The organism is Bacillus cereus group sp. BfR-BA-01309 (genome assembly GCF_022664315.1).
Lineage (GTDB): Bacteria > Bacillota > Bacilli > Bacillales > Bacillaceae_G > Bacillus_A > Bacillus_A mobilis.
This window is the reverse complement of sequence record NZ_JAKUHE010000011.1, coordinates 162240-187522: the sequence shown is the minus strand read 5'-3', so window position 1 is coordinate 187522 and position 25283 is coordinate 162240. Positions and strand designations below refer to the sequence as shown.

Below are 25283 nucleotides of genomic sequence, written 5' to 3'. Positions count from 1 at the left end.
CATTTCTTCTACTGTTTTTTTGCGTCTTATATTGGAATAATCCCAATTACAATTCCAGTAATCAACATCACCATTGTCGTTCCAACTGCCCACAATAAAGTGAAGCGTTGATGTTCACCAAAATCAACTTTGGCCATTCCGACTAATAAATAAGTGGAAGCGACAAGAGGACTTAATAAGTGAACAGGTTGCCCAAGTAATGAAGCACGTCCCATTTCAGCTGCACTAATTCCGTAAGCAGCGGCAGCTTTCGTTAAAATAGGTAATACTCCGAAGTAAAATGCATCATTGGACATGAAAAATGTGAACGGCATACTAAGAAGAGCTGTAATAATTGGTAGTTGTGGTCCAAGAGCGTCTGGTATAAGAGTGACTACACTTTGAGCCATTGCATCTACCATTTTTGTTCCTGATAGAATCCCAGTGAAAATTCCAGCGGCAAATACGAGAGAAACAACTGCTAATACGTTTCCTGCGTGAGAAGCAATACGTTCTTTCTGTTGTTCTAAGTTCGGATAGTTAAGCATAACAGCAATCGCGAAAGCAATTGTAAATAAAACAGGTAACGGCATAACTTCTAGTATAAGGCAGACAAGTAAGGTAACAGTTAATAAAAAGTTAATCCATAGAAGCTTAGGGCGTTTATGAACGGCAGCTTCTACTGTTGCAGCTTGCTCATCCATCGTTTGCATTTGCTTTAAATATTGTACATCCATAATTCCTAATCGTTTTCTTTCTTTTGTTCCAAGATAGTAAGCAACGAAAACGACCCAAATTGCACCAGCGATCATTCCTGGTATAAGTGGTGTAAAGAGTTCTGATGCGTCTAGTCCAAGAGCACTCATAACCCGAGCTGTCGGTCCACCCCACGGTGTAAGATTTGTTACTCCTGCTCCTAACATAACAACCCCAGCTAATATAAGTGGATTCATTCCAAGGCGTTTATATAGTGGGTACATTGCGGAAACAGTAATCATATACGTTGTTGTTCCATCCCCATCCAATGAAACGATAATCGTAAGAATCGCTGTACCAACAACAATTTTTAAAGGATCTCCTTTTACAAATTTCAAAATCCTACTAATGACAGGATCGAATAAACCGCTATCAATCATAATTCCAAAATACAAAATAGCAAACATAAGCATAATACCAGTAGGTGCTAGTTTTTGAATCCCTTCTAACATCATAGGTCCCATATTTGCATAAAAACCGCCAATTAATGCGAAAGTAATTGGAATTAATATTAATGCTACTAGTGCCGACATACGTTTCGTCATAATTAAAAACATAAAGACAAATACCATCGCAAATCCAAGTAGTGCTAACATGTAATCTCCCCCTCGAAAATGATTGCGCTTTCAAAATGTAATGAAAATTCAGATAAAATGTTTTTTGTTTATCATAAAATCAATCATTCAAATGGTAAATAATTTGAAAAATAACATCATTAGAAGCATAATTTTTATTTTGGTCATTTTGTTCACAGGAGTTAATTTGAATTTTTAAAAAGTAAGCTGCTCTCCGTAAGAATGGTAGAATAAGATGAAAATATTGAAGTGTGAAATAGGGAGTAGATTTTATATGAAAACGAGAATGGAAGAGATTTATAGTTCTTATGAAGGAAAAGTAGAAGAGGTTTTTGTTAAAGAATCTTCTTACGTATATGAGTGGGAAAAATTAATGATGATCCGAAAAAATAACGGTGAACTTGAAAAAGTTGCGATCGGTATTAGTGGAAATATAAGGTTAGTAAATGTAGTTGTTGGACAGCAAATTAATACAGATACATTATTAGTTAAGTTAGAAGATGATTTATTAATTACAGGTTGTGAATGATGAGAGATGTGTAGATATGACTACACATCTTTTTTGTTCCATATATTACAAAAAGAACATTATTTTTTCACAAATCTCACACAAGTTTTTGATATTCTCCTAGTGGAAGATACGGTTAGGGAGGAAATGAAATGAGAACAAAGTATGTGATGCTTGCTATATGCTTATTTTTTGTCTTTACAATAGTAGGATGTGGCAAGAAACAAGTAGAGGCTGTGGTAATTGATGAGAAACATGATAAATGTGATATTTGCCAAATTGGGGTAATGGATAATCAATTTGCAACAGAAGTTATTTTAGAAAATGGAAAAGCGTTAAAGTTTGATGATATCGGTTGTATGTATAAATGGATGGAGATTAATCCAGGAGAAAAGACGAAAGAAAAATTTGTTCGCGATTATGATTCGAAAGAGTGGATTTCATTAGAAGATGCGACTTATGTATATGATAAAACAATAACGACACCGATGGCTTATAATGTTATTTCATTTGAAAGTAAAAAGGATGCAGAGAATTTTGTGTCTAACTATAAAGGGAAAGTTCTTTCATATAAAGAGCTAGCAGTGCATAAATGGGAAATGAATAAAGAGATGATGGGGAACCCGAAAAAAGGAAATCACGGTGGGCACCATTAATAATAAAAAAGGCAACTACATAGTTGTCTTTTTTTATTATTACTCAGGTGCAAATATAGAAAAGGTGTAAAATTTTTAGAAGAACGGTTACAATGGAATATAGTAACCTAAAGCAATCATGTATGTACTTTTTAGAAATGTATACAAATGCGGTAAAATCGTGCTAAACTAATTGCTGCGCTAATATAGGTTGAGAAACTTCGGTATAAGTTTGGATAATCCGATTAAAGAAGGAATATAAAGGGCTTATGGATAAATGTACTCAAGAAGAGTTATTGTATGTGATGGAGGAATGGTTAAGAAAACATTATCTTTCATAGGAGCTGTAGTTGTGAGAAAACAAAAAATTTTATTATGTATGTTATTAGGACTTTTAATGACGGTAGTGGCTTGCGATAAGCAAGAGGAGCCAGAATCGAAACCGGTTCATGTGAAAAACGAAAAGAAAAAAGAAAAGCATAAAGAACAGGAAGAACCTAAAGAAGAAAAAAGTATAAATTTAATGGACAAACAGTTGCTACTTTCTGCGACTCTTGGAGACACAGAAACAGCTATGAAGCTGATTCAAGATGGAGCCAATATAAACGTAGAAGGTGACAATGGAGAAACGCCAATCCTTGCAGCAACGTATCAAAATCATGTAGAGACAGTTAAATCGTTAATTGGTGCAGGGGCTAATCTTGAAAGTAAAGATGAGAAACAAAGTAATCCATTTCTTTATGCAAGTAGAGAAGGCTATACAGACATTGTAAAGCTACTAATTAATGCAGGGGTTAATACGAAAGAAATTACTAAATCAGGTGGAACAGCACTCATTTCCGCATCTGAACGTGGCCATGTAGAGGTAGTAAAAGAGTTATTAGAGCATACGGATATTGATGTGAATTATAGAAATGCTCGCGGTGGAACAGCTTTAGTAGAAGCAATCGTATTAGGAAATGGTAGTGAAAGCCATAAGAAAGTAATTCAAATGCTTATTGACCACGGGGCGGATGTAAATATGGCCAATAAGGAAAATGTTACACCACTGCAATATGCTGAAAAAAGAGGTTTTAAAGATATTGCAAATATGTTGAGGGTAGCTGGAGCGAATGAAGTCGTACAGCCACAACCACAACCGGTGGAATAATAAGTATGAAATAATCCCATTTAGATAGACAGGATGAAGAAGTCATTTCGTATGATGGATTCAGTAATGTGTATGTGAATGGGATTTTTGTTTTGGGCATGAAAAATAGATTATGAATGGTATATGGAGTAACTAAGGAGGATATAAATGAGGCTCTCAGAACTTGATTTAATAGCAATTCAGGTAGAGGTTTTATTTGTTCATAATCAAGTAGGAAAAATGAAATATGTAAATGAACAAGGAAATCCAAAAGCACCACGCTTTTTTCTTGGCGGAACTCGTGAAGGTAGTATAACGAGATATCATTGTGATCTGGATGATGAAACGGTAGGTCAGATTGAGAAATTAATTCGAGAACCTTCAAATCATATAGAATTAGCTAAGATCATTGATGTATTAAATGAAGAAAGAACAGTAAAAAATATTTGGATGGGCCCTGCTTTCATGTTCTCTAATAATTTACATAAGCCAACTAGAACAATACAGATAACAGAGAAGAATAAAGAGCTTTTGCGAGAAAATTTTCCTAATCTAATAGAACAGATGGAATGGAGGCAACCTTACTTTGCAATTGTAAAAAATGAAAAGGTAGTTTCTATATGTTGCAGTGCTAGGAGTACGCCTGTAGCTGCTGAGGCGAGTGTGGAAACTTTAGCGGAGTTTCAAGGGAATGGATATGGTGCTGATGTTGTTACAGCCTGGGCGATATCAATACAAGAAGAAAAACGCATTCCACTTTATAGTACTTCTTGGGATAATTATGCTTCACAAGCAGTTGCGAGAAAACTAAAACTGATTAACTATGGAATGAATTTGCATATCACTTAAATTTAAAAAATAGTTGTTTGCTGTTGGGATTCATTCGTATATTTAGATTATCGTTAAAAAATATGGTGAATATTAACATTCGATTAACACCTAATTAACAATCTATCAAAACTGACTTAATAAATGCGTAATATAGTAAAGGTAACAGAATAACTAGGGTAGAGAACATTTGAGAACACCCGCTTACATATAACGTGCCACTTTCTTAGGTGTGCTCTATTTCCTAGAGTTCAAATAAGGAGAAAGGTGTTCTATGTAAGTAGGTGTTTTTAGTTTGGATAAAAATAGAAAAGCTAGGTGGAATAAATGTTCAAAGAACCTTATATTGCGATGATAAAGGATTGGAAGGGGTACAAAACATACAAAAAATTACCGAAAACAGTTTTTCTTATGACTGGTTCAATGCTGGAGTTACCAGAGCGTGTATATGAATTACAGAAACATGGACATGATGTATTTCTTCATTGTGATTTTATACAAGGTTTAAATACAAATACAGAGGAAGCCCTTTTGTATATTCAAGATGTTATTGGGGCGCAAGGCATTATTTCAACAAAAGGCTCGACAATTCGAAATGCTAATAAAATTGGATTAAAAACGATTCAACGCATTTTTATTGTTGATACTTTGTCTCTTACAAAATCAATTGAGAATTGTAAAACGACTAAACCGAATGCGGTAGAGATTATGCCTGGTATTATGCCTTCCATTATTAAGCGGTTAGCAGAGGAAATAGAGTTTCCTATTATTGCAGGCGGACTAATTCAAACACGAGAAGATGCGGAAATTGCTATTCGTGCAGGAGCAAGTGCGATTTCAACGAGTCATTATGAAGTATGGATACAAGAAGAAAAAAGGAGTGCAATCTTGTGATTGAATTGAAAAATGTTTCAAAGGTGTATAAAAATGCGGAAGAGATAGCGGTTAAAGGTGTATCGGTTCACATTAAGAAGGGCGAGTTTTTTGTTTTAGTTGGGCCTTCAGGATGTGGGAAAAGTACACTATTACGAATGATCGCTGGTTTAGAAGAGATTTCTTCGGGAGATTTAATTATTAATGAACATGTTGCAAATGATTTAGAGCCGAAAGACCGTAATCTATCAATGGTATTTCAAAATTATGCACTATATCCACACTTATCTGTAGAAGAAAACATTTTATTTGGACTTAAGGTAAGAAAAATACAAAAAGAAGAGCGACAAAAGCGATTAATGGAAGCAATTGAAATGGTAGGACTGAAAGAGTATGTAAAAATGAAGCCAGGACAGTTATCAGGGGGACAAAGACAGCGTGTGGCACTTGCTAGGGCGATCGTGAGTCAAGCACCGATCTGTTTAATGGATGAACCACTTTCAAATTTAGATGCGAAATTACGTGCGCAAATGAGGATTGAAATTAGAGAAATTCAGCAACGTCTAGGAATTACAATGATTTATGTTACTCATGATCAAATAGAAGCGATGACTATGGGAGATCGTATCATGGTCTTAAATAAAGGAAGTATACAGCAAGTTGGAACACCACTTGATATATATAACGAACCCGCGAATGAATTTGTTGCAAGTTTTATAGGTTCTCCTTCGATGAATATAAATGATGGAGAAGTGGACAAAGAAAAAGGCGTATTACATATAGGACAATTGCAAGTTCCGTTATCTATTGGACAGTTAAAGCAATTACCAGAAGGAACTATTCGAATAGGTATGCGTCCTGAACATATTACACTGTCTGAGGAAGGGCAAGAAGTGACGCTACAATCTGTGGAAGTATTAGGGAATGAATCTATATTAAATTTCGCGGTAAATGGAACAACTTGGAGTGCGAAAGTCATTGGACAGCTACTCCTGAACAAAGGTGACAAAGTAAAATTATTATTCTCGCAAGAAAAGTTATGCTTCTTTCACCAAAATACGAATGAACGGTTAAAAGTGGTAGCTGAAGAAGAGTTGAAAGTGGTGGCGAAATAATGATTGAAGTAGGTAAGTTACCAGCTCAAGCAAAAGTGTCAAAAAAGAAGAATTTATGGAGTAGAACGAAAGATTTAAGAGTAGGATTATTGTTTTTGGCGCCATCTATTTTACTGTTTTCAATTTTTCTTTTCTATCCATTATTTAGAACGATCTACTATAGTTTTTATTTAACAGATATACACGGAGAAGCTAATCTTTTTGTTGGCTTAGAAAATTATCAATACCTATTTTCTGATCCTGCTTTCTACAAGAGTATAAATTCAACTTTATTATTTGTTGTATATACAGTGCCGACGAGTATTATAATCGCTTTATTTCTTGCATTGATTGCAAATGGAAAAGTAAGGGGTGTTGGGTTATTCCGTGTGTTATTTTCTTCCACTATGGGAATATCAGTAGCTGCTAGTGCGGTGATTTGGCTATTTTTGTTTCATCCAAGTGTAGGGTTATTTAATAATATATTAGCCTCTATGAATCTACCTGCAATCGCATGGTTAACGAGTCCAGATTGGGCGTTGTTCTCTGTATCGGTTACAACGGTTTGGGTGAATACAGGATTTGCATTTTTAGTTATATTAGGTGGTTTACAAAATATTGATACGTCTTTATATGAGAGTGCATCTATAGATGGTGCTAGCTATTTATATAAGCTTCGTCGTGTTACATTACCGATGCTATCACCAACTTTATTCTTTATCGTGACAGTAACGTTAATTAGTGCGTTTCAAAGCTTTGGAAAAATTGATATTTTAACGCACGGTGGGCCAAATGATGCAACGAATTTAATTGTGTATTCGATTTATAAAGAGGCATTTGTGAATCATCAATTTGGAACGGCAAGTGCACAAGCGATGGTATTATTTATTTTCATTTTCATTGCTACATTACTTCAATTCAAGTTTGCTGAGAGAAAGGTGCATTATAAATGATCGTTAAACAGTGGAAACAAAATTTCCTATTATACATGCTGCTCATTATTAGTGCAGTAATGGTATTTTTTCCTGTACTCTATGCGTTTTTAATAAGCTTTATGACACCAGATGATATTCAAATGAGAAGGTTATTTCCGACCCAATTTACTTTTGATAATTTTATTAATATCTTTCAAAAAGTACCGCTGTTTACATACCTATATAACAGTTTAATCGTATCAACAGTCGTTATGATTGGACAACTTATCGTATCAAGTTTAGCGGCTTATGCTTTTGTCTTTCTTCAGTTTAAAGGAAGAAACCTTATTTTCTTCCTGTTTATTTCAACGATGCTTATTCCGTGGGAAGCGACGATGGTACCTAACTTTTTAACGATTCAAAACTTTGGTTGGATCAATAGTTTTGCTGGGATGACAGTGCCGTTTTTTGCAACAGCTTTCGGTATTTTCTTACTTCGTCAACATTTTATGACGCTTCCAAATGAACTGAAAGAAGCTGCTTTTATTGAAGGAATTGGAAATGTAAGGTTTTTATTTCGTGTCGTAATTCCGTATTGTAAAACGAGTTTTATTACGCTTGGAGTATATAGCTTTTTAACAACATGGAATATGTACTTATGGCCACTCTTAGTGACCACTGATGAAAAAGTGAGAACAGTCCAAATTGGTATAAAGCAGCTTCAGTCTCAAGAAGTTGCAACTGATTGGGGAAGTGTAATGGCCGGTGTTACGGTTATTGTAATTCCAACATTGATTTTACTATTTGTAGGGCAAAAGCAATTACAACAAGGGTTAACAAAAGGTGCAATTAAATAACGAAGAGAAGGTGAATGTAAAATGAATTTAGTTAAAAAAGGTGCTGCTCTATTAATGGCAGCAACAATGGCATTATCTAGTGCCGCTTGTTCAAATAGTAAAACGGAGGGGAAACCTGAAGCACAGGCAAAAGTAGCACCAGTTGAAAAAAATGGTGATAAAACTGTAATTCGTTTCTGGCACGCAATGGGTGGAAAAACACAAGGTGTATTAGATGGGCTTGTTGCAGACTATAATAAATCGCAGAATAAATACGAGATAAAGGCAGAATTCCAAGGGACATATGAAGAGTCTTTAACGAAATTTAGAACGATGTCTGCAACGAAAGAAGCACCAGCTCTTGTTCAATCGAGTGAAATTACAACGAAATATATGATTGATAGCAAAAAGATTACGCGAATTGATAGTTGGATAAAAAAAGATAAGTATGATACTTCAAAGTTGGAAAAAGCAATTACAAATTATTATTCAGTTGATGGGAAAATGTATTCTATGCCATTTAATTCATCTACACCAGTATTAATTTATAATAAAGATGCTTTTGCAAAGGCGGGCTTAGATCCAGAAAAAGCTCCGAAAACGTATGCGGAATTACAAGAAGCAGCGAAAAAGTTAACGATTAAAGAAGGCGGAAATGTAAAACAATATGGATTCTCAATGCTGAATTATGGTTGGTTCTTTGAAGAATTGTTAGCGACACAAGGAGCTTTATATGTAGATAATGAAAATGGTCGTAAAGATGCTGCAAAGAAAGCGGTATTTAACGGTAAAGAAGGACAAAAAGTATTTGGAATGTTAGATGAATTAAATAAAGCTGGTGCACTTGGAAAGTATGGAGCAAGTTGGGATGATATTCGTGCCGCGTTCCAGTCTGGACAAGTTGCTATGTATTTAGATTCTTCAGCTGGTGTTCGCGACTTAATTGATGCATCTAAGTTTAATGTAGGCGTGTCGTATATTCCGTATCCAGAGGATTCGAAACAAAATGGCGTTGTTATTGGTGGAGCATCATTATGGATGACGAATATGGTTTCAGAAGAAACACAACAAGGTGCTTGGGACTTTATGAAATATTTAACGAAGCCAGACGTACAAGCAAAATGGCATACTGCAACAGGCTATTTCTCTATTAATCCAGATGCATACAATGAACCGTTAGTAAAAGAGCAATATGAAAAATATCCACAGTTAAAAGTAACAGTGGAACAATTACAAGCGACGAAGCAATCTCCAGCAACTCAAGGAGCATTAATTAGTGTATTCCCAGAATCAAGGGATGCGGTTGTAAAAGCATTAGAAGCAATGTATGACGGAAAGAATAGTAAAGAAGCGCTAGATGAAGCTGCAAAAGCAACAGATAGAGCAATTAGTATTTCAGCTCGTACGAGTCAAAAATAAGAGAAAGCCGTATCCTGATAAAGGATACGGCTTTCTTTACAAGGAGATAAGGGATCAAAAAAATGAAGAAGTCTTATCTTCTTTTATATGAGTAAAGGGTCTAGAATGAATTTTGTCCTTTTCATTATTTGTTTAACTCCATTGCAACTTGTTTGCCATTTACGAAAACCTCTGCCACTGCTACTACAACTTCCATCACTTTTTTCATGTCTCATCTCTCCTTGTTTTTTGTTTCATTTCTTACTTTTAGTATAAGGAAATATAGCAATTGCAACTATCGAATTGGATGACAAGAGACTTACATTGTTGTAAGGATAATAGTTTAGTTTGTAATAAATGTGATTCGGAATTACAGTTCGTAACTTTCTGATGTTTTGAACTATAATTAGAAAGGGGAGGGATAATATGAAAAGAATTCTTGTTATTAGTGATATTCATGGAGAAATAGAAAAGTTTGAACAGTTATTGGAAGAAGCTCAATACGATGCGAGACAAAATCAATTGATTTTATTAGGGGATTATGTAGATCGTGGTCCAAATGCACGTGCAGTAATTGAAAAGGTAAAAGAGTTAAAGGAAGAGGGCGCTCTTGTTCTAAAGGGCAATCATGAAGATATGATGATTAAGGCGTTAACGACTGATGAGGAACGTTCATGGAACCATTGGGTAAAAAGAAATGGTGGAGATAAGACTTTATATAGTTATGGATTTGTAGAAGAAGATATTGTGGTTAATGAGGGAGATTTCCAAAAACCGATTTTACAATCTCATGTTTTAGAGGAACATGTAAAATTTATTCAAGAATTAGATCATTACATTGAAACAGAAGAGTATATATTTGTACATGCTGGTGTTGAGCCAATGAAACGAGTTTCTGAATCTGAACCATACACGTTAATGTGGATCCGTAATGAATTTCATAATGGATATAGCGGGGAAAAGGTTGTTGTATTTGGTCATACGGAAACAAAAACGCTTCATGGTAGTGAGGATTGCGGAGTATATTTTGGTAGTAATCGTATTATTGGAATTGATGGCGGAGCTGTGTATGGTGGTCAGCTAAATTGTTTGGAGTTGCCGAGTGAAAAGGTATACGTAGTAAAAAGTTGAAAGAGATAAGGGGAATCTTATTTCTTTCAATTTTTTATTAAGCTAAATTTAAGGAAGAGCTTGTATAATAAGTCTTCTAAATTTTATATCGAGAAAAACGTTAAAATGTAATTATAAATAGAATTGAACAATATGGTGGAAGGTGAGAATATGCGCTTACTCGTAGTAGAAGATAATGCTTCTTTATTAGAATCTATTGTCCAAATATTACACGACGAATTTGAAGTAGATACAGCATTGAATGGGGAAGATGGATTATTTCTAGCACTACAAAATATATATGATGCCATTTTGCTTGATGTGATGATGCCAGAAATGGACGGTTTTGAAGTGATTCAAAAAATACGTGATGAAAAGATTGAAACACCAGTCCTATTTTTGACAGCGAGAGACTCTCTAGAAGATCGCGTGAAAGGGTTGGATTTTGGTGGGGATGACTATATCGTTAAGCCGTTTCAGGCTCCAGAATTAAAAGCAAGAATTCGTGCTTTGTTACGACGAAGTGGTAGTCTAACAACAAAGCAGACCATTCGCTATAAAGGGATTGAACTGTTCGGAAAAGATAAAGATATTCAAGTAGATGGACAAGGTATTAAGCTAACATTAAAACAATATGAGCTTCTAGAGTACCTTGTTCAAAATAGCGGAAAGATTTTAATGCGTGAACAAATTTTTGATCGTGTTTGGGGATTTGATTCAGATACGACAGTAGCAATTGTAGAAGTGTATGTACATCATTTACGTAAAAAATTAGAGCCATTCGGTTATCAGAAAGATATTCAAACCGTTCGAGGTATTGGATACATATTAAAAGAACAATGAAAAAGGGAAGTATGTTTCAGAAGACGCGTATTCGATTGACTATATTGAATTCATTAGTATTTATCATTTTGATAGGCATATTAGGTAGTATTATTTATTCGTACACATATAAGCGGATTTATAGTGGAGTAAATGAATCGATAGAAAAAGCCGTTCAACATAGGGAGAATGCAGATGATAAAAAACTACCTAAAAAAATTAGAGGATATCCTCCAATTGGGGATCCGAGGATAATGGAATTAACTTGGAATGGAAACACAGTGGAGATAGGTGTTGAAAACGGCAAACGCCGTTTTATCTTTGAAGATAATTTGGAAAAGTTTTCGCCAAAGAAATTAGGAACTTTGCAAGATATAGAGGCGCAAGGGATATATTTTAGAACATTTGCATTTCAACAAAGTGGAAAAATAGTTCAAATCGTACGTGATATAACAGCTGAAGAAGAAATGTTAAATACTTTATTTTTAATTCTTGTTATAGGTTGTAGTGTAGGAAGCCTATTTGCAATAGGAATCGGCTTTTTCTTAGCTGGCAGGGCGCTCGTACCCATTCAAAATTCATGGGAAAAACAGCAACAATTCGTGTCGGATGCATCGCATGAATTAAGGACACCACTTGCAGTTATTCAATCCAAAACAGATATATTATTTCAGTCACCATCTGCGACAATAGAAGAAAAAGCGATGGATATTTCTACGATTTCAAAGGAGTGTAGACGGTTATCTAAGCTTGTAGCTAATTTATTATTGTTAGCACGTTCGGATTCTAATCAAATTGAGATGGATAAGAAAATATTTGAAATGGATACATTGTTAGAAGAAATAGTAGATCCATATAAAGAGATTGCTTCCTATCAAGAAAAAGAGATGATATTGAAAGTAGAGCATGGCATATCATTTATGGGTGATAGAGAGCGAATCCATCAAATGATGGTCATATTGTTAGATAATGCGATGAAGTATACGAATGAAGGTGGGCATATTCAAATAGATTGTACGCAAACGAACAGCTCGATTCGTATACGAGTGAAAGATGATGGGATAGGAGTAAAAGATGAGGACATCCCAAAACTATTTAATCGTTTCTATCAAGGAGATAAAGCGAGAAGTGCGTCAGAAGGAGCGGGATTAGGCCTTTCAATCGCGAACTGGATTGTAGAAAAGCATTATGGGAAAATATCAGTAGAGAGCCAATGGGGAGAGGGTACTTGCTTTGAAGTGATTCTTCCTAAAAACCAAAGAATATAAGTGAGAAGACGATCTTGTTTTTACAAGGTCGTCTTTTTTTAAGGGAAAGTTAAGAAACTATTTTTAACATGTATTATATACGGAAAGTTCGTCCTATGAAGAAGTGATTATAAAAAGGTATTTGAGCAGATTATATCAATCAGAATGTTATTTCGATTATGTATAGTATTAAAAAATTTATGGGCATGATGGAAAAGAAATTGTAAGAGGGAGGAATTAATTTTGAAAAAGAAAATGATGACGGTATTCACTATTGGAGTAATGAGCTTAAGTATATTAGGGGGTGCCTCTCCTTCTGAAACAGCAAAAGGAAAGACAAATTACACGCAGCGCAGTAAAGAACAATTAAATAATGGAAAGGTACATGCTGTACACACAGAAGAAAAGGCGGAGAATCTAGGTATTGAAACGGAAGGTAAAGAACAAATTACGCTAGAAAAAGAGATCCATGAAACAGAAGTAGGAAGAGAAGCTGAGCAGTTAGGAATTGTGATTGAAGGAAAAGATGTTGGAACTCTTTCAGAAGAAATCTATGAAACAAAAGTGAAGCAAGAAGCGTTAAAGCTAGGCATATCTATAGAGAATACAACGATTGTAAATTTAATTAATCAAATTAATACGATTAAAATTAATGATGAAGCGGATAAATTAGGCATTTCAACAAATAGAAAAGAAATAGAAGACATTGCGGAGGAAATCTATGGAACGAAAGTAAGAGAGGAAGCAGGGAAGTTAGGTATTCCCCAAAAAGGAAAAGAGATAGAAACGTTAGCACAAGAAGTGTATGAACAAAAAGTACAGGAAGAAGCAAAAAAATATCATATTGATTTGTATGGTAAAGATATATATCAAGTATTAAAAGAAATTAATGAGCAAAAAGTATTACAAATGGCAGATGAGCTTAATATGGATAAAACGAATATGAACGTTCAAGAATTAGCCGAAAAAATAAAAAAAGATCAGCCTGAAAAAGGAAAAGAACTAAATTTTGTACCGGTGATTCGCACGGATGCTGACGCGTTTTATTCTTATTTAACGAACTAAAAAGGGCGTGAGAGTGATACGGAGATGGAAGTGGTATTTATGTATGGCCTTACTCGGTATAGCAGTATGGAACGTATATACAAATGGAATTACAAAGTATATGGAGAAGTTAACATTCTTCAATATACAAGGCGGAAAAGAAGCGGAGTTTAGTAAGAATGATGAAAAGGTTATCTTATCAAATGTACCTTTAATTCAGCAATTACCAGAGCTAGATAGAGGATGCGAAGTAACGAGCTTAGCGATGTTATTACAATATGCAGGTGTTTCAGTAGATAAGATGCAATTGGCAAGTGAAATCAAAAAGGTTAATTTTTTAGATGACGGTGTAAGAGGGAATCCGAATGAAGGATTTGTAGGAAATATTTATACTTTTTCTGAATCTGGATATGGTGTATATCATGAACCACTTTTTCAATTAGCAAAAAAATATTTACCTAATAAAGCTGTAGACTTAACAGGGAAGAGTATAGAAGAAATGTATAAGAGTGTAAAATCAGGACAACCGGTAGTTATGATTACGAATGCAACATTTGCACCATTAGATGAGGAGGAATTTACTACATGGGAAACAAATAGCGGAGATGTTTCTATTACGTATAATGAGCATTGTGTTGTGCTTGTTGGATATGATAAGGAATTTGTATATATTCGAGATCCTCTCAGTGAAAATTTGGATGTAAAAGTACCGAGAGATCGTTTTGAAGAGGCATGGATGCAAATGGGGAGTCAGGCGATTAGTTATGTGAAAAGCAATTAGTAAGGAAAGGGATGTAAGGAATTATAAGAGGAGTTTTTGTGGGTGTATTTTGTTAAGAAATAAGAGAACTTCAGCTTATTATATAAGCTGAAGTTCTCTTATTTTTTATGATTAAATCTTTAGAAGTAGTGAATATGTAAAAATGCATAATTGACGAAAAAATTACATGTTATCATTATATATTGTTTTATACATGTTTATTGTATAAAATTACACAAGTATTCGCATTACATCAAGGAGGCTTATTATGCAAAAAATATTTAACTGGGTTAAATGTATGAGTATCAAGAAAAAATTAATCATTTCATTCTTTCTTATTTTAATTATACCAGGATTTATTATCGGTGGTGTTTCATATCAAACTGCCAAAACAAATTTTGAACAACAAATCACAGGTAAAGCAAAGGAAAACATTTCGATTTTAAATACTGTTATTTCTCAAAATATAGAAGAGAAATTTGTTGATGCAGCATACTTTGCAGACATCTTAACAGAGGATACATATCCAAACGGGCAAGAAGAAATAGTAAGAACGAAGTTAGCACAATATATAAAACTTCATCCAGAAGTAGAAGGCATTTATATTGGAACGCAGACGGGAAAGTTTATAAGAGAACCATTTATCCAAATGGCTGATGGATATAATCCAACAGATAGATCTTGGTATAAAGAAGCGCATGAAAATAAAGGGAAAGTAATTGTTACTCCACCATATCAATCAGCATCTACTAAAAATATGGTAGTGACAATTGCTAAAGAAGTAAAAGATGGTAAAGGTGTTATAGGAATTAACTTAAATTTAGATAACATCTTAAAAATTTCCAAAATGATTAATATTGGTGAAAAAGGTTATGCAGTTATTTTAGATCAAAATAAGCAAATTGTTAGTCACCCATCCAGAAAACCAGGTGTAAAAGTTACTGATCCTTGGATTAAACCAATTTATGAAGAAAAACAAGGAAATGTGTCTTATACAGAACAAGATGATAAAAAGAATTTAATCTTTGCAACAAATGAGAAAACAGGATGGAAAGTAGTTGGGGTTATGTTCGACGAAGAAATTACCCAAGCTGCGAATCCCGTTTTTTATAAGACTTTGATTGTCATAGCTATCGCTATTGTATTTGGTAGTGTATTAATTTATTTCATTACAAAGTCTATTACAAGACCATTAAGAAAAATAGCTGACTCGGCACATAAAATTAGTAAGGGAGATTTGACAGAGAAAATTACAATTCATTCCAAGGATGATATAGGGAAATTAGGGAATTCATTTAATGAAATGTCTGCCTCTTTACAAGATGTAATTACTCAAATTAGTTTTTCAGCAGAACATGTCGCTGCATCGGCTGAAGAGTTAACAGCGAGCGTACAGCAAGCAAATGATGCGACAGATCAAATTACAATTGCAATGGAACAAGTATCAGGTGGGGCTGAATCACAAAGTCAAGGTGTTGAAGAAGGTGCGGCTACATTACAACAAGTAAATACAGCAATTCAAGATGTAACTGGAAGCGCGGAATCAATTTCTCTCTCCTCATTACATGCGAGAGAAAGAGCTGAAGAAGGGGAAGAATTGGTTGAACAAACAGCAAAACAAATGCAGTCTATTTCTAGATCGGTATCCGAGTCAGATGCTATTATTAAACTTCTTGATGAGAAATCAAAACAGGTAGGAGCTATTTCTGAAGCAATTCAAAACATCGCGACTCAAACGAACTTATTAGCTTTAAATGCGGCTATTGAAGCAGCAAGAGCTGGTGAACAGGGCCGAGGGTTTGCTATTGTAGCAGATGAGGTTAGAAAATTAGCGGAGCAATCAGGAGAATCATCTGGAGAGATTGCAAATTTAATTGCAGAAATTAAGGCTGATATTGAACATACTGTTAAGGCGATGGATAATGTGAATGGGGAAGTTCAACAAGGCCTTGATGTTGTAACAAAAACGAAAGTAAGTTTTACGGAAATTTTAAGTTCTACTACACATATTGTTTCTCAAGTGAATCAAATGGTAGAAACAACGAAGAGAATTGCTGGAGATGCAAATGAAGTGACAAATGCTATTGATGAAATTGCAGCGGCTGCAGAAGAAAATACAGCTAGTATGCAAAGTGTTGCTGCTTCAACAGAAGAACAAATGAATTCGATGGAAGAAATTAGTTCAGCTTCGCAGAATTTAGCTGAGATGGCCGAAGAACTACAAGCGATGACTAGTAAATTTAAAGTATAATAACAGCAGATAAGTAAGGTGAAAATAATATCACCTTACTTATTTTTCTATTTAGTAATTAGGGGAGTCATTAACGGGATGAAAAAAAGAAAAAGACTATGGAATTTATGGAAAACGATTACATTGTTAGTTTGTACAGTTGTAATTTTTTCTTTACTTGTGACAGATATATTAATTAGTCATAATGTAGAACGGACGACGGAAGATAGCCAGGCAGAGAAAGCAAAAACAATTGCACACATTGTGGCGAATGATTCGATTGTCATCGATGGTTTGACTGGGAAAGCAGATACTTCTGCAATCCAAACGTATACAAATAGAATATTAAAAAACACAGGTGTTCAATTTATTGTAGTTATGGACATGAATGGAATAAGAAAATCACATCCAAATCCTCACAAAATAGGTCATCATTTTATTGGGGGAGATGAAGGGCCTGCATTGAAAGGAGAGGAACATGTATCGCTGGCAGAAGGAACTTTAGGTATTTCAATGCGAGTGTTTGTACCTGTATTTTCTGAAACAGGTGAACAACTTGGAGCGGTGGCTGTTGGTATTTCAGCAGATAATGTAAAAGAGAGAGTTAAGGAAAGTAGACATATCATTTATATTGGAGTTGGGGTTGGAGTACTAGTCGGAATTATAGGAGCAATATTACTAGCTAGACATATAAAGAAAAGTTTATTTGGTCTTGAACCTCACAGGATAGCAAAAATTCTTGAAGAAAGAAATACGATGCTACTTTCTGTAAAGGAAGGTATTATTGCTGTAGATAAAGAGGCCAATGTAACTTTAATAAATAATGAGGCAAAACGATTGTTTAAGAAAAGTGGTCTTGAAGAAGATTTTATTGGTAAAGATGTTGAGTTGTATATGCCTAATTCACGTATAAAAGAAGTATTACAAACGGGAGAGGTACAATTAAACGAAGAACAAAATATTTATGGAATTACGATTGTGACGAATCGTGTTCCTTTATATGTAAAAGGAGAAATAGTTGGTGCGATTGCAACATTTCGTGATAAAACAGAGATTAGAAAATTAGCAGAAGAATTAACTGGTATTAGACTATATGCGGAAGCATTACGGGCACAATCGCATGAATTTATGAATAAAATGCATGTCGTATTAGGGCTTACACATATGAAACAGTATGAAGAATTACAGAAGTATATAAGCGGTATGGTATCAGAGCATCAATATGAAATTGGTGGGGTTATGGAAAGAATAAAAAGTCCAGTATTTGCTGGTTTTTTACTTGGGAAACTTAGCTATGCTAGAGAGGAAAATATAAAATTAATCATAAATGAAGACTCTTACATGCCGGAAATAGATGATGAAAGTATTATTCATGAACTAATTACGATTGTCGGAAATTTAATTGATAATGCATTAGAGGCAGTGATGAATTGTGAAAAGAAGCAAGTTGAACTTGAGATACAATATGGGGATACATTAACCATTACAGTACAAGATACGGGGAAAGGTATACCAGAAGAAGAAATAGGGGCATTATTTACGAAAGGCTATTCCACAAAGGGAGATAACCGTGGTTATGGCTTGTATCTTGTAAAAGAAAGTATACAGAGAATAAATGGGGAAATTCATATGCATTCATTAGTAGGAAAGGGAACAACGATAACAATTGAAATACCTAGAGGTAGGGATGAGAGGCAAATATGATTAAAGTTTTAATTGTAGAAGATGACCCGATGGTAGCGATGTTAAATACGCATTATTTAGATCAAGTAGGAGGGTTTGAACTTGTTCAAGCAGTTAACTCCGTTAAAGAAGCGATAGAAGTATTAAAGGAATCACGAGTAGATTTAGTATTACTTGATATTTTTATGCCTGAAGAAACTGGATTTGAGCTTTTACTGTATATTCGGAACCAAGAAAAAGAAATCGATATTATGATGATTTCAGCTGTACATGATATGGGAAGTATTAAAAAAGCATTACAATATGGTGTAGTAGATTATTTAATTAAACCATTTACATTTGAACGATTTAAAAAGGCGTTAACTATATATCGAGAAAAACTTACTTTCATGAAAGAACAACAAAAAATTAGTCAATCGGAATTAGATTCGTTAATTTTGCAAAAAGAAAAAAGAGAGCCTACTGTCACTAAAGAGCTTCCAAAAGGATTAACGAAGCAAACGATGCGATTAATTTGGCAGAAGATCGAGTCGCTGAATGGACGAGCATTTACAACAGACGAAATGGCACAGTTAGTAGGAGTTTCAAGAGTTTCTATTCGAAAGTATGTAATGTTTTTGACTGAAATTGGAGTATTAGAAAACGAAATGGTGTATCAAAATGTGGGAAGACCAGTGAGTAAATTAAGATGTATTGACCAAAATAAAATAGAGTTTTACGTATAAGCGACTTATTATAAGTCGCTTATACTTTTTTTAATTACAAAATCAATTACAAAACTTACAAAAACTATTTTTACTATTGAAAGCGTTTTAATATTGTTATTAAGAAAACAAGGGGGTGCCATATGGGAATTCAAAAGAATGTGGAAGCGGTATCATTTCCTGAAGGAAATGAAGCACAAAGAGAATCGTTCGCTTCTAAAATTATGAATGTAAAAATCGGTGTTATACCTTTACCGTTATATGTAGTATTGGCTGCTATTATTTATGGAGCATCTGTATATAATAAATTGCCAGCAGATATGATTGGTGGATTTGCAGTTATTATGATCATGGGTATTTTCTTAGGCGACATTGGGATGAGAATTCCAATTTTGAAAAATATCGGTGGTCCAGCAATACTTTCGTTATTTATTCCATCATTACTTGTATTCTTTAACTGGATGAATCCAGCTTCAATGGAAGCTGCAACTATGTTAATGAAAAAATCGAACTTTTTATATTTATATATTTCTTGTTTAGTAGTCGGAAGTATTTTAGGAATGAACCGTAAAGTGTTAGTACAAGGTTTCGTTCGTATGTTTATTCCCTTAGTAGTAGGGACGTTAGCTTCTGTAGCAGTAGGATTATTGGTCGGTTCACTATTTGGATTTGAAATGAAGCAAACATTCTTCTTTATCATCGTACCAATTGTGAGTGGTGGTATCGGGGAAGGGATTTTACCATTGTCATTAGCTTATAGTGATATTTTAAATGAATCATCAGCAACGTTTGTATCGCAACTTATTCCAGCGGCTATTATTGGAAATATGTTCGCAATCGTGAGTGCAGGGTATATGAAGCGTTTAGGTGAGAAGAAGCCGGAACTTAGTGGTAACGGTGTATTAGTGAAAACAGATAATCAAGCAGAGTTATTAAAAGAACAAAATACAGAGAAGCCAATTGACTTCTCATTAATGGGAGCAGGTTTATTAATTGCGTGTACGTTCTTCATCTTTGGAGGATTTGCTTCTAAGTTCATCGGTATTCCTGGAGCAATCATTATGATTTTTTCAGCAGCACTTGTGAAATATTTTAAATTAATGCCAGCAAAAATGGAGCAAGGAGCATTCCATTTATATAAATTTATTTCGAAGAATTTAACTTGGCCGTTAATGGTCGGATTAGGGTTGCTATATATTCCGCTAAAAGACGTAGCAGCAGTTCTTTCAGTAGGATATGTTGTCGTGTGCGCATCAGTTGTTCTTACAATGGTAGCATCAGGTTTTCTTGTAGGGAAAGTGATGAAAATGTATCCAGTTGAATCAGCAATTGTAACGGGATGTCATAGTGGTTTAGGCGGAACTGGAGATGTTGCTATTTTATCAGCTTCAAATCGTATGGAATTAATGCCGTTTGCGCAAATTTCGACACGTTTAGGCGGGGCAGCAATGGTTGTAACAGCGACAATTTTATTAAAAATGTTTTCATGATCAAACAAGCTAGCTATATTCATATAGCTAGCTTGTCAAATTAAGGGGAGATTATAAGTATGTTAGAGAATCAAATTAATGAAAGATCATTGTTACTGCATAAAGAATTAGTAGGGAAAATTGAAATTACAAGTAAAGTAGAAGTAAATTCAGCGGATGATTTAAGCCTGACATATACACCAGGTGTAGCGGAGTCTTGCAAAGCAATTGCGGCGGATGAAGAAACAGTGTATGACTATACGGCACGCGGTAATATGGTGGCAGTTGTTTCAGATGGAACAGCGGTACTTGGTTTAGGGAATATTGGACCGAAAGCAGCTATGCCTGTTATGGAAGGGAAGAGCATTTTATTTAAGAAGTTTGCGAATGTAGATGCTTTCCCGTTATGTTTAGGTACGACTGATGTGGATGAAATCGTTACCCTCGTGAAAAATTTAGAGCCTACGTTTGCAGGAATTAACTTAGAAGATATTGCGGCACCACGTTGTTTTGAAATTGAAAAGCGATTAAAAGCAGAAACAAATATTCCTGTATTCCATGATGATCAACATGGAACCGCTATTGTCGTCTTGGCAGCTGTTATTAATGCATTAAAAGTTGTTAGCAAACAAATGGATAATGTAAAAATTGTTATTAACGGTGCGGGTTCGGCAGGAATTGCAATTGGAAAATTATTATTAAAGGCTGGTGCAAAGCGCATTACGTTAGTTAGCTTAGAAGGTATTGTTTGTGAAGGTGAATCATGGATGAACGAAGCACAAATTGAAGTTTCTAAAAAGACAAATCGAGAATATGTGCGTGGAACGTTAAAAGAAGCGATTCATCAAGCTGATATTTTTATTGGCGTATCTGCTCCTAACGTATTAACGAAAGAACTTGTACAAACGATGAATGAGAAAGCAATTGTGTTTGCTATGGCGAATCCAATTCCAGAAATCTTCCCAGAGGATGCATTAGAGGCTGGGGCAGCTGTAGTAGGAACCGGGCGCTCGGATTATGCGAATCAAGTAAATAATGTATTGGCGTTCCCAGGGATATTCCGTGGTGCGTTAGATGTGCGCGCGACGGATATTACAGAAGAGATGAAATTAGCGGCAGCATATGGGATCGCTAACATCATTACGGACGAAGAACGTAATGCGAATTATGTAATCCCGAATCCGTTAGATAAAAGAGTTGTTCCAAGTGTTGCGGAAGCAGTAGCGAAGGCAGCTATTGATTCAGGCGTGGCGCAAATTACGACAATACCAAGTTATTAATAGCAAAAAGCAGTGCCTAAAAAGGCACTGCTTTTTTGAGATAAGAAATCAAAATAATGAAGAAGTGTAGAATTATTTATGTTTCTTCACTATTTATTTAATTCCATTGCAACTTGTTTACCATTTACTAAAACCTCAGTTACTGCTACGATCACTTCTATCACTTTTTTCATCTCTCATCTCTCCTCGTTTCATTTCTTACTTTAAGTATAAGAGAAGAGAGATACTTCAACTATCGAAGTACATGACGTAGAAATTACATTGTTGTAAGAAAGTGGTTTATTTTTGTCATTTTACTTAGCGGTGATTACAAATTGCTCATAATATTTTTCATTTACATATATGTTTAATACCCATAATCCAGATGAAGGTAGTGACATAGTGAGTGGGAGTTCGGTTGTAGTAGAATCAATTGTATTTGAAGTAGTCCAAGTTGGTTTAGAAGTTTCTTGTTGAAAGAGTACGGGTGTTGGGGTTACTGATCCTTGTTTTAGTGCAATAATAGATAGTTTTCCAGTTGGCATTTCAGGATCTAAAAAGTACCACATCATTTCATTTTTTTCATTTGCGATAATAGGTCTATCGGCCATTGCGACTTTTTCTTCGATGCCTTTTAAAGGTATTTTTTCTTGTATGAAGGAGGGTGTTTCTTCCCAATTTACATCTTTTAAAACGCTAAGATGAAAAAAGGAAGGTGCATTAACTTGAGTGGATGACGTTGTGATGGCTTCTTTTTTAGATGCTTTTGAATCAGGTTGTGCTTGTGTGCATCCAGCGATGAGAAAGGAAAAAAGTAGCATAGTTCCGATTTTTTTCATGGTGTCACACTCCTAATTTTTATTGTTAGTGTAATTGTATTTGCTAGAAAGCGGGACAATTCCTTTAAAACGTCAAAAGAGGTCGTAAGTTTTGTACGACCTCTTTTGACATTTTCTATATTTGCTCAGTTGTAAAGGTTGGTTCTCGTTCTTTTTGCGGCATCGTTAAGAAAATAACAGAAAGAACGATACATACGCCGCCTAGTAATTGATATGCTCCAAAGGATTCATTTAGCCAAGCGATTGAAACAATGGCAGCTACAAGTGGTTCAATGCTAGATAAAATGCTTGTTTCTGTTGCTGCTAAATATTTCAGACTACCGATATAAAGAAGGAAAGAAAGGGTGCCACTTATGATGATAAGAATAAGCATAGAAAAAGTTTTTGGTGTGAAAGTTTGTGAAAGCTGATTCCATTCAAACGAGCGATTACAAATAAGCAGGGCAATGCCGCCGATTAACATCCCCCAGCCAATTACTACAGTTGTTCCGCATTCTTTAATAAGAGAAGCTGGATGAAGGGTATAAAATGCAAAGCCAATTGCTGTTAATAGACCAAAAATAATGGCTTCTTTTGATAAAACAATATTTTCAATTGAACCGTTTGTAATAATAAAGTACGTTCCCGTTAGGGCAGCTATAATTGCGAGTAGTTGCATAGAAGCAGGGAATTTTCTTTGTCCAAATGCGACATAAATGGTAATAAGAACAGGACCTAGAAATTGAAACAATGTCGCTGTGACCGCATTACTAATATGAACTGTTTCGATAAAGGCATATTGGGCACCGAGCATGCCGAGAATAGAGAAAATAATAAGTTGTATAGAATGTCTAGGATGTTTCCAAATTTGAAATATGTTTTGTTTCTTTATAAGCAAGAAAGATAAAATAAATATTCCCGCAAGCAACAAGCGTATCGTCAAAAAATCAATTGATGATACGTTAGTATGTTGAAATAGCCACTGAATCATTGGGCCAGATAATCCCCATAAGGTAGCTCCTGTAATAATCATAATGAGTCCAATCCGTCTATTGTTGTTCATGATCATGCATCTCCTCTCGAGTATTTGATTTTTTATGTGTGACATGATAAAAGGAATTATATATAAATTCTGGTACTGTAAAAAGTATCAGATTTCAGTTTTGTTAAGGGGTCAGATGTGATGTTAGAATTAACGCCTAATTTAAATATGAATAGTAAAAAGGCATTGTACGTGCAATTGTATGAGTATATAAAAAAAGAAATTAAAGATGGAACAATTTCGGCTTTTACAAAATTACCTGCAAAAAGAAAGCTCGCGAGCTATTTACAAGTGAGTAAGAATACAGTAGAAGCGGCTTACGAGCAATTACTTGCCGAAGGTTATATAGAGTCGGAATCGAGAAAAGGTTATTTTGTATGTAAAGTTGAACAAATGATTTATATAGAAGGAAGCGAAGAGGAAGTAGAAGAAGTACCGTTTCGGCAGGAGAACTATAAATTTGATTTCACCCAAACAGGAGTTGATACGAATACTTTTCCGTTCACTATGTACCGCAAGCTTATAAATGATGTATGGCAGCCACATAATAATGAGTTGCTTTTTCTTGGACACCCTCAAGGGGAATTGAGCTTAAGGGAGGAAATTGCGAACTATTTGTATGAATCTAGAGGTGTGCGTTGTTCAGCTAGCCAAATCGTATTAGGCGCGGGTACACAAATATTAGTAAAGCTGCTGTTTCAATTGTTAAAAGGAAGCAATTATGCAGTTGAAAACCCAGGTTATCATAGGAAAATGGTCGTTTTTGAACAGGGCGAAAAGAAGGTTCAAATGTTGTCTTTAGATCGGGACGGAATTTGTATGGCAGATTTAGAAAATAGCGATGCAAATGTTGTATTTGTAACTCCCTCTCATCAATTCCCATATGGAATGATTATGCCTATTACGAGAAGGACGCAGCTTTTACAATGGGCGAAGAAAGAAGAAGATAGATATATTATTGAAGATGATTACGATAGTGAATTTCGCTATTCAGGAAAGCCAATCCCAGCACTACAAGGACTAGATACAGATGGGAAAGTTATTTATATGGGGACGCTATCAAAAGCTTTGTTGCCCTCATTACGGATGAGCTATATAGTATTACCGAAGAATTTAATTAACAAGTATCAAAAGGAATACTTGTTTTATACACAAAGTGTTTCAAGAATGGATCAAGAAGTGATAAGAAGGTTTTTAAATGAAGGCTATTGGGAAAAACACATTCATAAAATGCGTGTCGTTTACCGAAAAAAGAGGGATCGACTTGTCTTTGAAATAGAAAAGTATTTCTCTAATCGTGTTGAAGTAATAGGAGAAGATTCGGGATTACACATTTTATTACAAGTGCATAATGGAATGCGAGAAGGAGAACTCATTCAAGAAGCTGCAAAATATAGTATTAAAATATATCCTGCTTCTACGTACTATAAAGACAGTACTGCACCTGAAAATGTAGTTTTACTTGGGTTTGCGATTTTATCAGAAGAAGAAATTGCGAAAGCAATTCAACTACTACATAAGGCATGGTATACAAGAAAGTAAAAAAACATCCTCCAAGCATGAGGATGTT

The 25283-nt window shown here is 34.9% G+C and carries 23 protein-coding genes and 1 pseudogene; 21 read left to right on the top strand and 3 right to left on the bottom strand.

What is annotated here, in order from left to right; translation table 11 throughout:
- Positions 1 to 26 precede the first annotated feature (26 nt).
- Positions 27 to 1331, bottom strand: coding sequence for a CitMHS family transporter (locus MR115_RS20970; protein ID WP_000880453.1), 1305 nt, complete (start codon positions 1329 to 1331; stop codon positions 27 to 29).
- Between the two features lie 253 nt (positions 1332 to 1584).
- On the opposite strand from MR115_RS20970, the gene MR115_RS20965 reads away from it, so the two are divergent.
- From MR115_RS20965 to MR115_RS20875, 20 genes and pseudogenes are all read left to right on the top strand, one after another.
- Positions 1585 to 1839, top strand: a complete 255-nt coding sequence (locus MR115_RS20965) for a hypothetical protein (RefSeq protein WP_242242645.1) — start codon at positions 1585 to 1587, stop codon at positions 1837 to 1839.
- A 131-nt stretch (positions 1840 to 1970) separates the two neighbouring features.
- Positions 1971 to 2474 (top strand): nitrous oxide reductase accessory protein NosL, encoded by a 504-nt coding sequence (locus MR115_RS20960; protein WP_242242644.1) that lies wholly within the window; start codon positions 1971 to 1973, stop codon positions 2472 to 2474.
- A 256-nt stretch (positions 2475 to 2730) separates the two neighbouring features.
- Complete coding sequence (locus MR115_RS20955) at positions 2731 to 3603, top strand: ankyrin repeat domain-containing protein (protein ID WP_242242643.1); 873 nt, start codon at positions 2731 to 2733, stop codon at positions 3601 to 3603.
- Positions 3604 to 3750: 147 nt separating this feature from the next.
- A complete protein-coding gene (locus tag MR115_RS20950; RefSeq protein WP_097818133.1) occupies positions 3751 to 4431 on the top strand; it encodes a GNAT family N-acetyltransferase in 681 nt (226 codons plus the stop codon).
- 306 nt (positions 4432 to 4737) lie between these two features.
- Positions 4738 to 5304: a glycerol-3-phosphate responsive antiterminator gene (locus MR115_RS20945; protein ID WP_000472008.1), complete on the top strand. Its 567-nt coding sequence runs from the start codon at positions 4738 to 4740 to the stop codon at positions 5302 to 5304.
- Positions 5301 to 6398 carry an ABC transporter ATP-binding protein gene (locus MR115_RS20940; protein ID WP_242242642.1) on the top strand — a complete coding sequence of 366 codons (1098 nt, stop codon included), beginning with the start codon at positions 5301 to 5303 and terminating at the stop codon, positions 6396 to 6398. The genes MR115_RS20945 and MR115_RS20940 overlap by 4 nt, the downstream gene beginning before the upstream one ends.
- On the top strand, positions 6398 to 7330 hold the full coding sequence (locus MR115_RS20935) for a carbohydrate ABC transporter permease (protein ID WP_242242641.1): 933 nt from the start codon (positions 6398 to 6400) through the stop codon (positions 7328 to 7330). The genes MR115_RS20940 and MR115_RS20935 overlap by 1 nt, the downstream gene beginning before the upstream one ends.
- On the top strand, positions 7327 to 8148 hold the full coding sequence (locus MR115_RS20930; RefSeq protein ID WP_061676998.1) for a carbohydrate ABC transporter permease: 822 nt from the start codon (positions 7327 to 7329) through the stop codon (positions 8146 to 8148). Before MR115_RS20935 ends, MR115_RS20930 begins: the two co-directional genes overlap by 4 nt.
- 21 nt (positions 8149 to 8169) lie before the next feature.
- The gene (locus MR115_RS20925) at positions 8170 to 9546 is read left to right on the top strand and encodes an ABC transporter substrate-binding protein (RefSeq protein ID WP_242242640.1); all 1377 of its coding nucleotides are present in this window, start codon (positions 8170 to 8172) and stop codon (positions 9544 to 9546) included.
- 405 nt (positions 9547 to 9951) lie between these two features.
- Complete coding sequence (locus MR115_RS20920) at positions 9952 to 10656, top strand: metallophosphoesterase family protein (protein ID WP_242242639.1); 705 nt, start codon at positions 9952 to 9954, stop codon at positions 10654 to 10656.
- 150 nt (positions 10657 to 10806) lie between these two features.
- Positions 10807 to 11478 (top strand): response regulator transcription factor, encoded by a 672-nt coding sequence (locus MR115_RS20915; protein ID WP_242242638.1) that lies wholly within the window; start codon positions 10807 to 10809, stop codon positions 11476 to 11478.
- A complete protein-coding gene (locus MR115_RS20910; RefSeq protein ID WP_304657959.1) occupies positions 11475 to 12725 on the top strand; it encodes a sensor histidine kinase in 1251 nt (416 codons plus the stop codon). The genes MR115_RS20915 and MR115_RS20910 overlap by 4 nt, the downstream gene beginning before the upstream one ends.
- A 222-nt stretch (positions 12726 to 12947) precedes the next feature.
- Complete coding sequence (locus tag MR115_RS20905; protein WP_242242636.1) at positions 12948 to 13769, top strand: transporter; 822 nt, start codon at positions 12948 to 12950, stop codon at positions 13767 to 13769.
- Between the two features lie 13 nt (positions 13770 to 13782).
- Positions 13783 to 14529: a C39 family peptidase gene (locus MR115_RS20900; RefSeq protein ID WP_242242635.1), complete on the top strand. Its 747-nt coding sequence runs from the start codon at positions 13783 to 13785 to the stop codon at positions 14527 to 14529.
- 247 nt (positions 14530 to 14776) lie between these two features.
- Positions 14777 to 15820 (top strand): annotated as a pseudogene (locus MR115_RS30335) (HAMP domain-containing protein); the annotation flags it as partial.
- Positions 15812 to 16759 (top strand): methyl-accepting chemotaxis protein, encoded by a 948-nt coding sequence (locus tag MR115_RS30330; protein WP_472926392.1) that lies wholly within the window; start codon positions 15812 to 15814, stop codon positions 16757 to 16759. The pseudogene MR115_RS30335 and the gene MR115_RS30330, both read left to right, overlap by 9 nt.
- Before the next feature lie 78 nt (positions 16760 to 16837).
- Positions 16838 to 18442, top strand: a complete 1605-nt coding sequence (locus MR115_RS20890) for a sensor histidine kinase (protein WP_242242633.1) — start codon at positions 16838 to 16840, stop codon at positions 18440 to 18442.
- Entirely contained in the window at positions 18439 to 19146 is a 708-nt protein-coding gene (locus MR115_RS20885) for a response regulator (RefSeq protein WP_242242632.1), read from the top strand. The genes MR115_RS20890 and MR115_RS20885 overlap by 4 nt, the downstream gene beginning before the upstream one ends.
- A 122-nt stretch (positions 19147 to 19268) precedes the next feature.
- Entirely contained in the window at positions 19269 to 20615 is a 1347-nt protein-coding gene (locus MR115_RS20880) for a 2-hydroxycarboxylate transporter family protein (RefSeq protein ID WP_073517335.1), read from the top strand.
- Between the two features lie 59 nt (positions 20616 to 20674).
- Positions 20675 to 21874 carry an NAD(P)-dependent malic enzyme gene (locus MR115_RS20875; RefSeq protein ID WP_242242631.1) on the top strand — a complete coding sequence of 400 codons (1200 nt, stop codon included), beginning with the start codon at positions 20675 to 20677 and terminating at the stop codon, positions 21872 to 21874.
- 293 nt (positions 21875 to 22167) lie between these two features.
- On the opposite strand, the gene MR115_RS20870 is transcribed toward MR115_RS20875, so the two are convergent.
- Positions 22168 to 22692 carry a DUF4871 domain-containing protein gene (locus MR115_RS20870; protein ID WP_242242630.1) on the bottom strand — a complete coding sequence of 175 codons (525 nt, stop codon included), beginning with the start codon at positions 22690 to 22692 and terminating at the stop codon, positions 22168 to 22170.
- 115 nt (positions 22693 to 22807) lie between these two features.
- Positions 22808 to 23734 carry a DMT family transporter gene (locus MR115_RS20865; protein WP_242242629.1) on the bottom strand — a complete coding sequence of 309 codons (927 nt, stop codon included), beginning with the start codon at positions 23732 to 23734 and terminating at the stop codon, positions 22808 to 22810.
- Between the two features lie 120 nt (positions 23735 to 23854).
- On the opposite strand from MR115_RS20865, the gene pdxR reads away from it, so the two are divergent.
- A complete protein-coding gene (gene pdxR, locus MR115_RS20860; protein ID WP_242242628.1) occupies positions 23855 to 25255 on the top strand; it encodes a MocR-like pyridoxine biosynthesis transcription factor PdxR in 1401 nt (466 codons plus the stop codon).
- The last annotated feature ends 28 nt before the right edge of the window (positions 25256 to 25283 follow it).

Excerpts from the sequence above, each read along its gene's own strand:
- MR115_RS20970 (WP_000880453.1), bottom strand. The coding sequence starts at position 1,331 with ATGTTAGCACTACTTGGATTTGCGATGGTATTTGTCTTTATGTTTTTA.
- MR115_RS20965 (WP_242242645.1), top strand. The coding sequence starts at position 1,585 with ATGAAAACGAGAATGGAAGAGATTTATAGTTCTTATGAAGGAAAAGTA.
- MR115_RS20960 (WP_242242644.1), top strand. The coding sequence starts at position 1,971 with ATGAGAACAAAGTATGTGATGCTTGCTATATGCTTATTTTTTGTCTTT.
- MR115_RS20955 (WP_242242643.1), top strand. The coding sequence starts at position 2,731 with ATGTACTCAAGAAGAGTTATTGTATGTGATGGAGGAATGGTTAAGAAA.
- MR115_RS20950 (WP_097818133.1), top strand. The coding sequence starts at position 3,751 with ATGAGGCTCTCAGAACTTGATTTAATAGCAATTCAGGTAGAGGTTTTA.
- MR115_RS20945 (WP_000472008.1), top strand. The coding sequence starts at position 4,738 with ATGTTCAAAGAACCTTATATTGCGATGATAAAGGATTGGAAGGGGTAC.
- MR115_RS20935 (WP_242242641.1), top strand. The coding sequence starts at position 6,398 with ATGATTGAAGTAGGTAAGTTACCAGCTCAAGCAAAAGTGTCAAAAAAG.
- MR115_RS20930 (WP_061676998.1), top strand. The coding sequence starts at position 7,327 with ATGATCGTTAAACAGTGGAAACAAAATTTCCTATTATACATGCTGCTC.
- MR115_RS20925 (WP_242242640.1), top strand. The coding sequence starts at position 8,170 with ATGAATTTAGTTAAAAAAGGTGCTGCTCTATTAATGGCAGCAACAATG.
- MR115_RS20920 (WP_242242639.1), top strand. The coding sequence starts at position 9,952 with ATGAAAAGAATTCTTGTTATTAGTGATATTCATGGAGAAATAGAAAAG.
- MR115_RS20915 (WP_242242638.1), top strand. The coding sequence starts at position 10,807 with ATGCGCTTACTCGTAGTAGAAGATAATGCTTCTTTATTAGAATCTATT.
- MR115_RS20910 (WP_304657959.1), top strand. The coding sequence starts at position 11,475 with ATGAAAAAGGGAAGTATGTTTCAGAAGACGCGTATTCGATTGACTATA.
- MR115_RS30330 (WP_472926392.1), top strand. The coding sequence starts at position 15,812 with ATGTCTGCCTCTTTACAAGATGTAATTACTCAAATTAGTTTTTCAGCA.
- MR115_RS20890 (WP_242242633.1), top strand. The coding sequence starts at position 16,838 with ATGAAAAAAAGAAAAAGACTATGGAATTTATGGAAAACGATTACATTG.
- MR115_RS20885 (WP_242242632.1), top strand. The coding sequence starts at position 18,439 with ATGATTAAAGTTTTAATTGTAGAAGATGACCCGATGGTAGCGATGTTA.
- MR115_RS20880 (WP_073517335.1), top strand. The coding sequence starts at position 19,269 with ATGGGAATTCAAAAGAATGTGGAAGCGGTATCATTTCCTGAAGGAAAT.
- MR115_RS20875 (WP_242242631.1), top strand. The coding sequence starts at position 20,675 with ATGTTAGAGAATCAAATTAATGAAAGATCATTGTTACTGCATAAAGAA.
- MR115_RS20870 (WP_242242630.1), bottom strand. The coding sequence starts at position 22,692 with ATGAAAAAAATCGGAACTATGCTACTTTTTTCCTTTCTCATCGCTGGA.
- MR115_RS20865 (WP_242242629.1), bottom strand. The coding sequence starts at position 23,734 with ATGAACAACAATAGACGGATTGGACTCATTATGATTATTACAGGAGCT.
- pdxR (WP_242242628.1), top strand. The coding sequence starts at position 23,855 with ATGTTAGAATTAACGCCTAATTTAAATATGAATAGTAAAAAGGCATTG.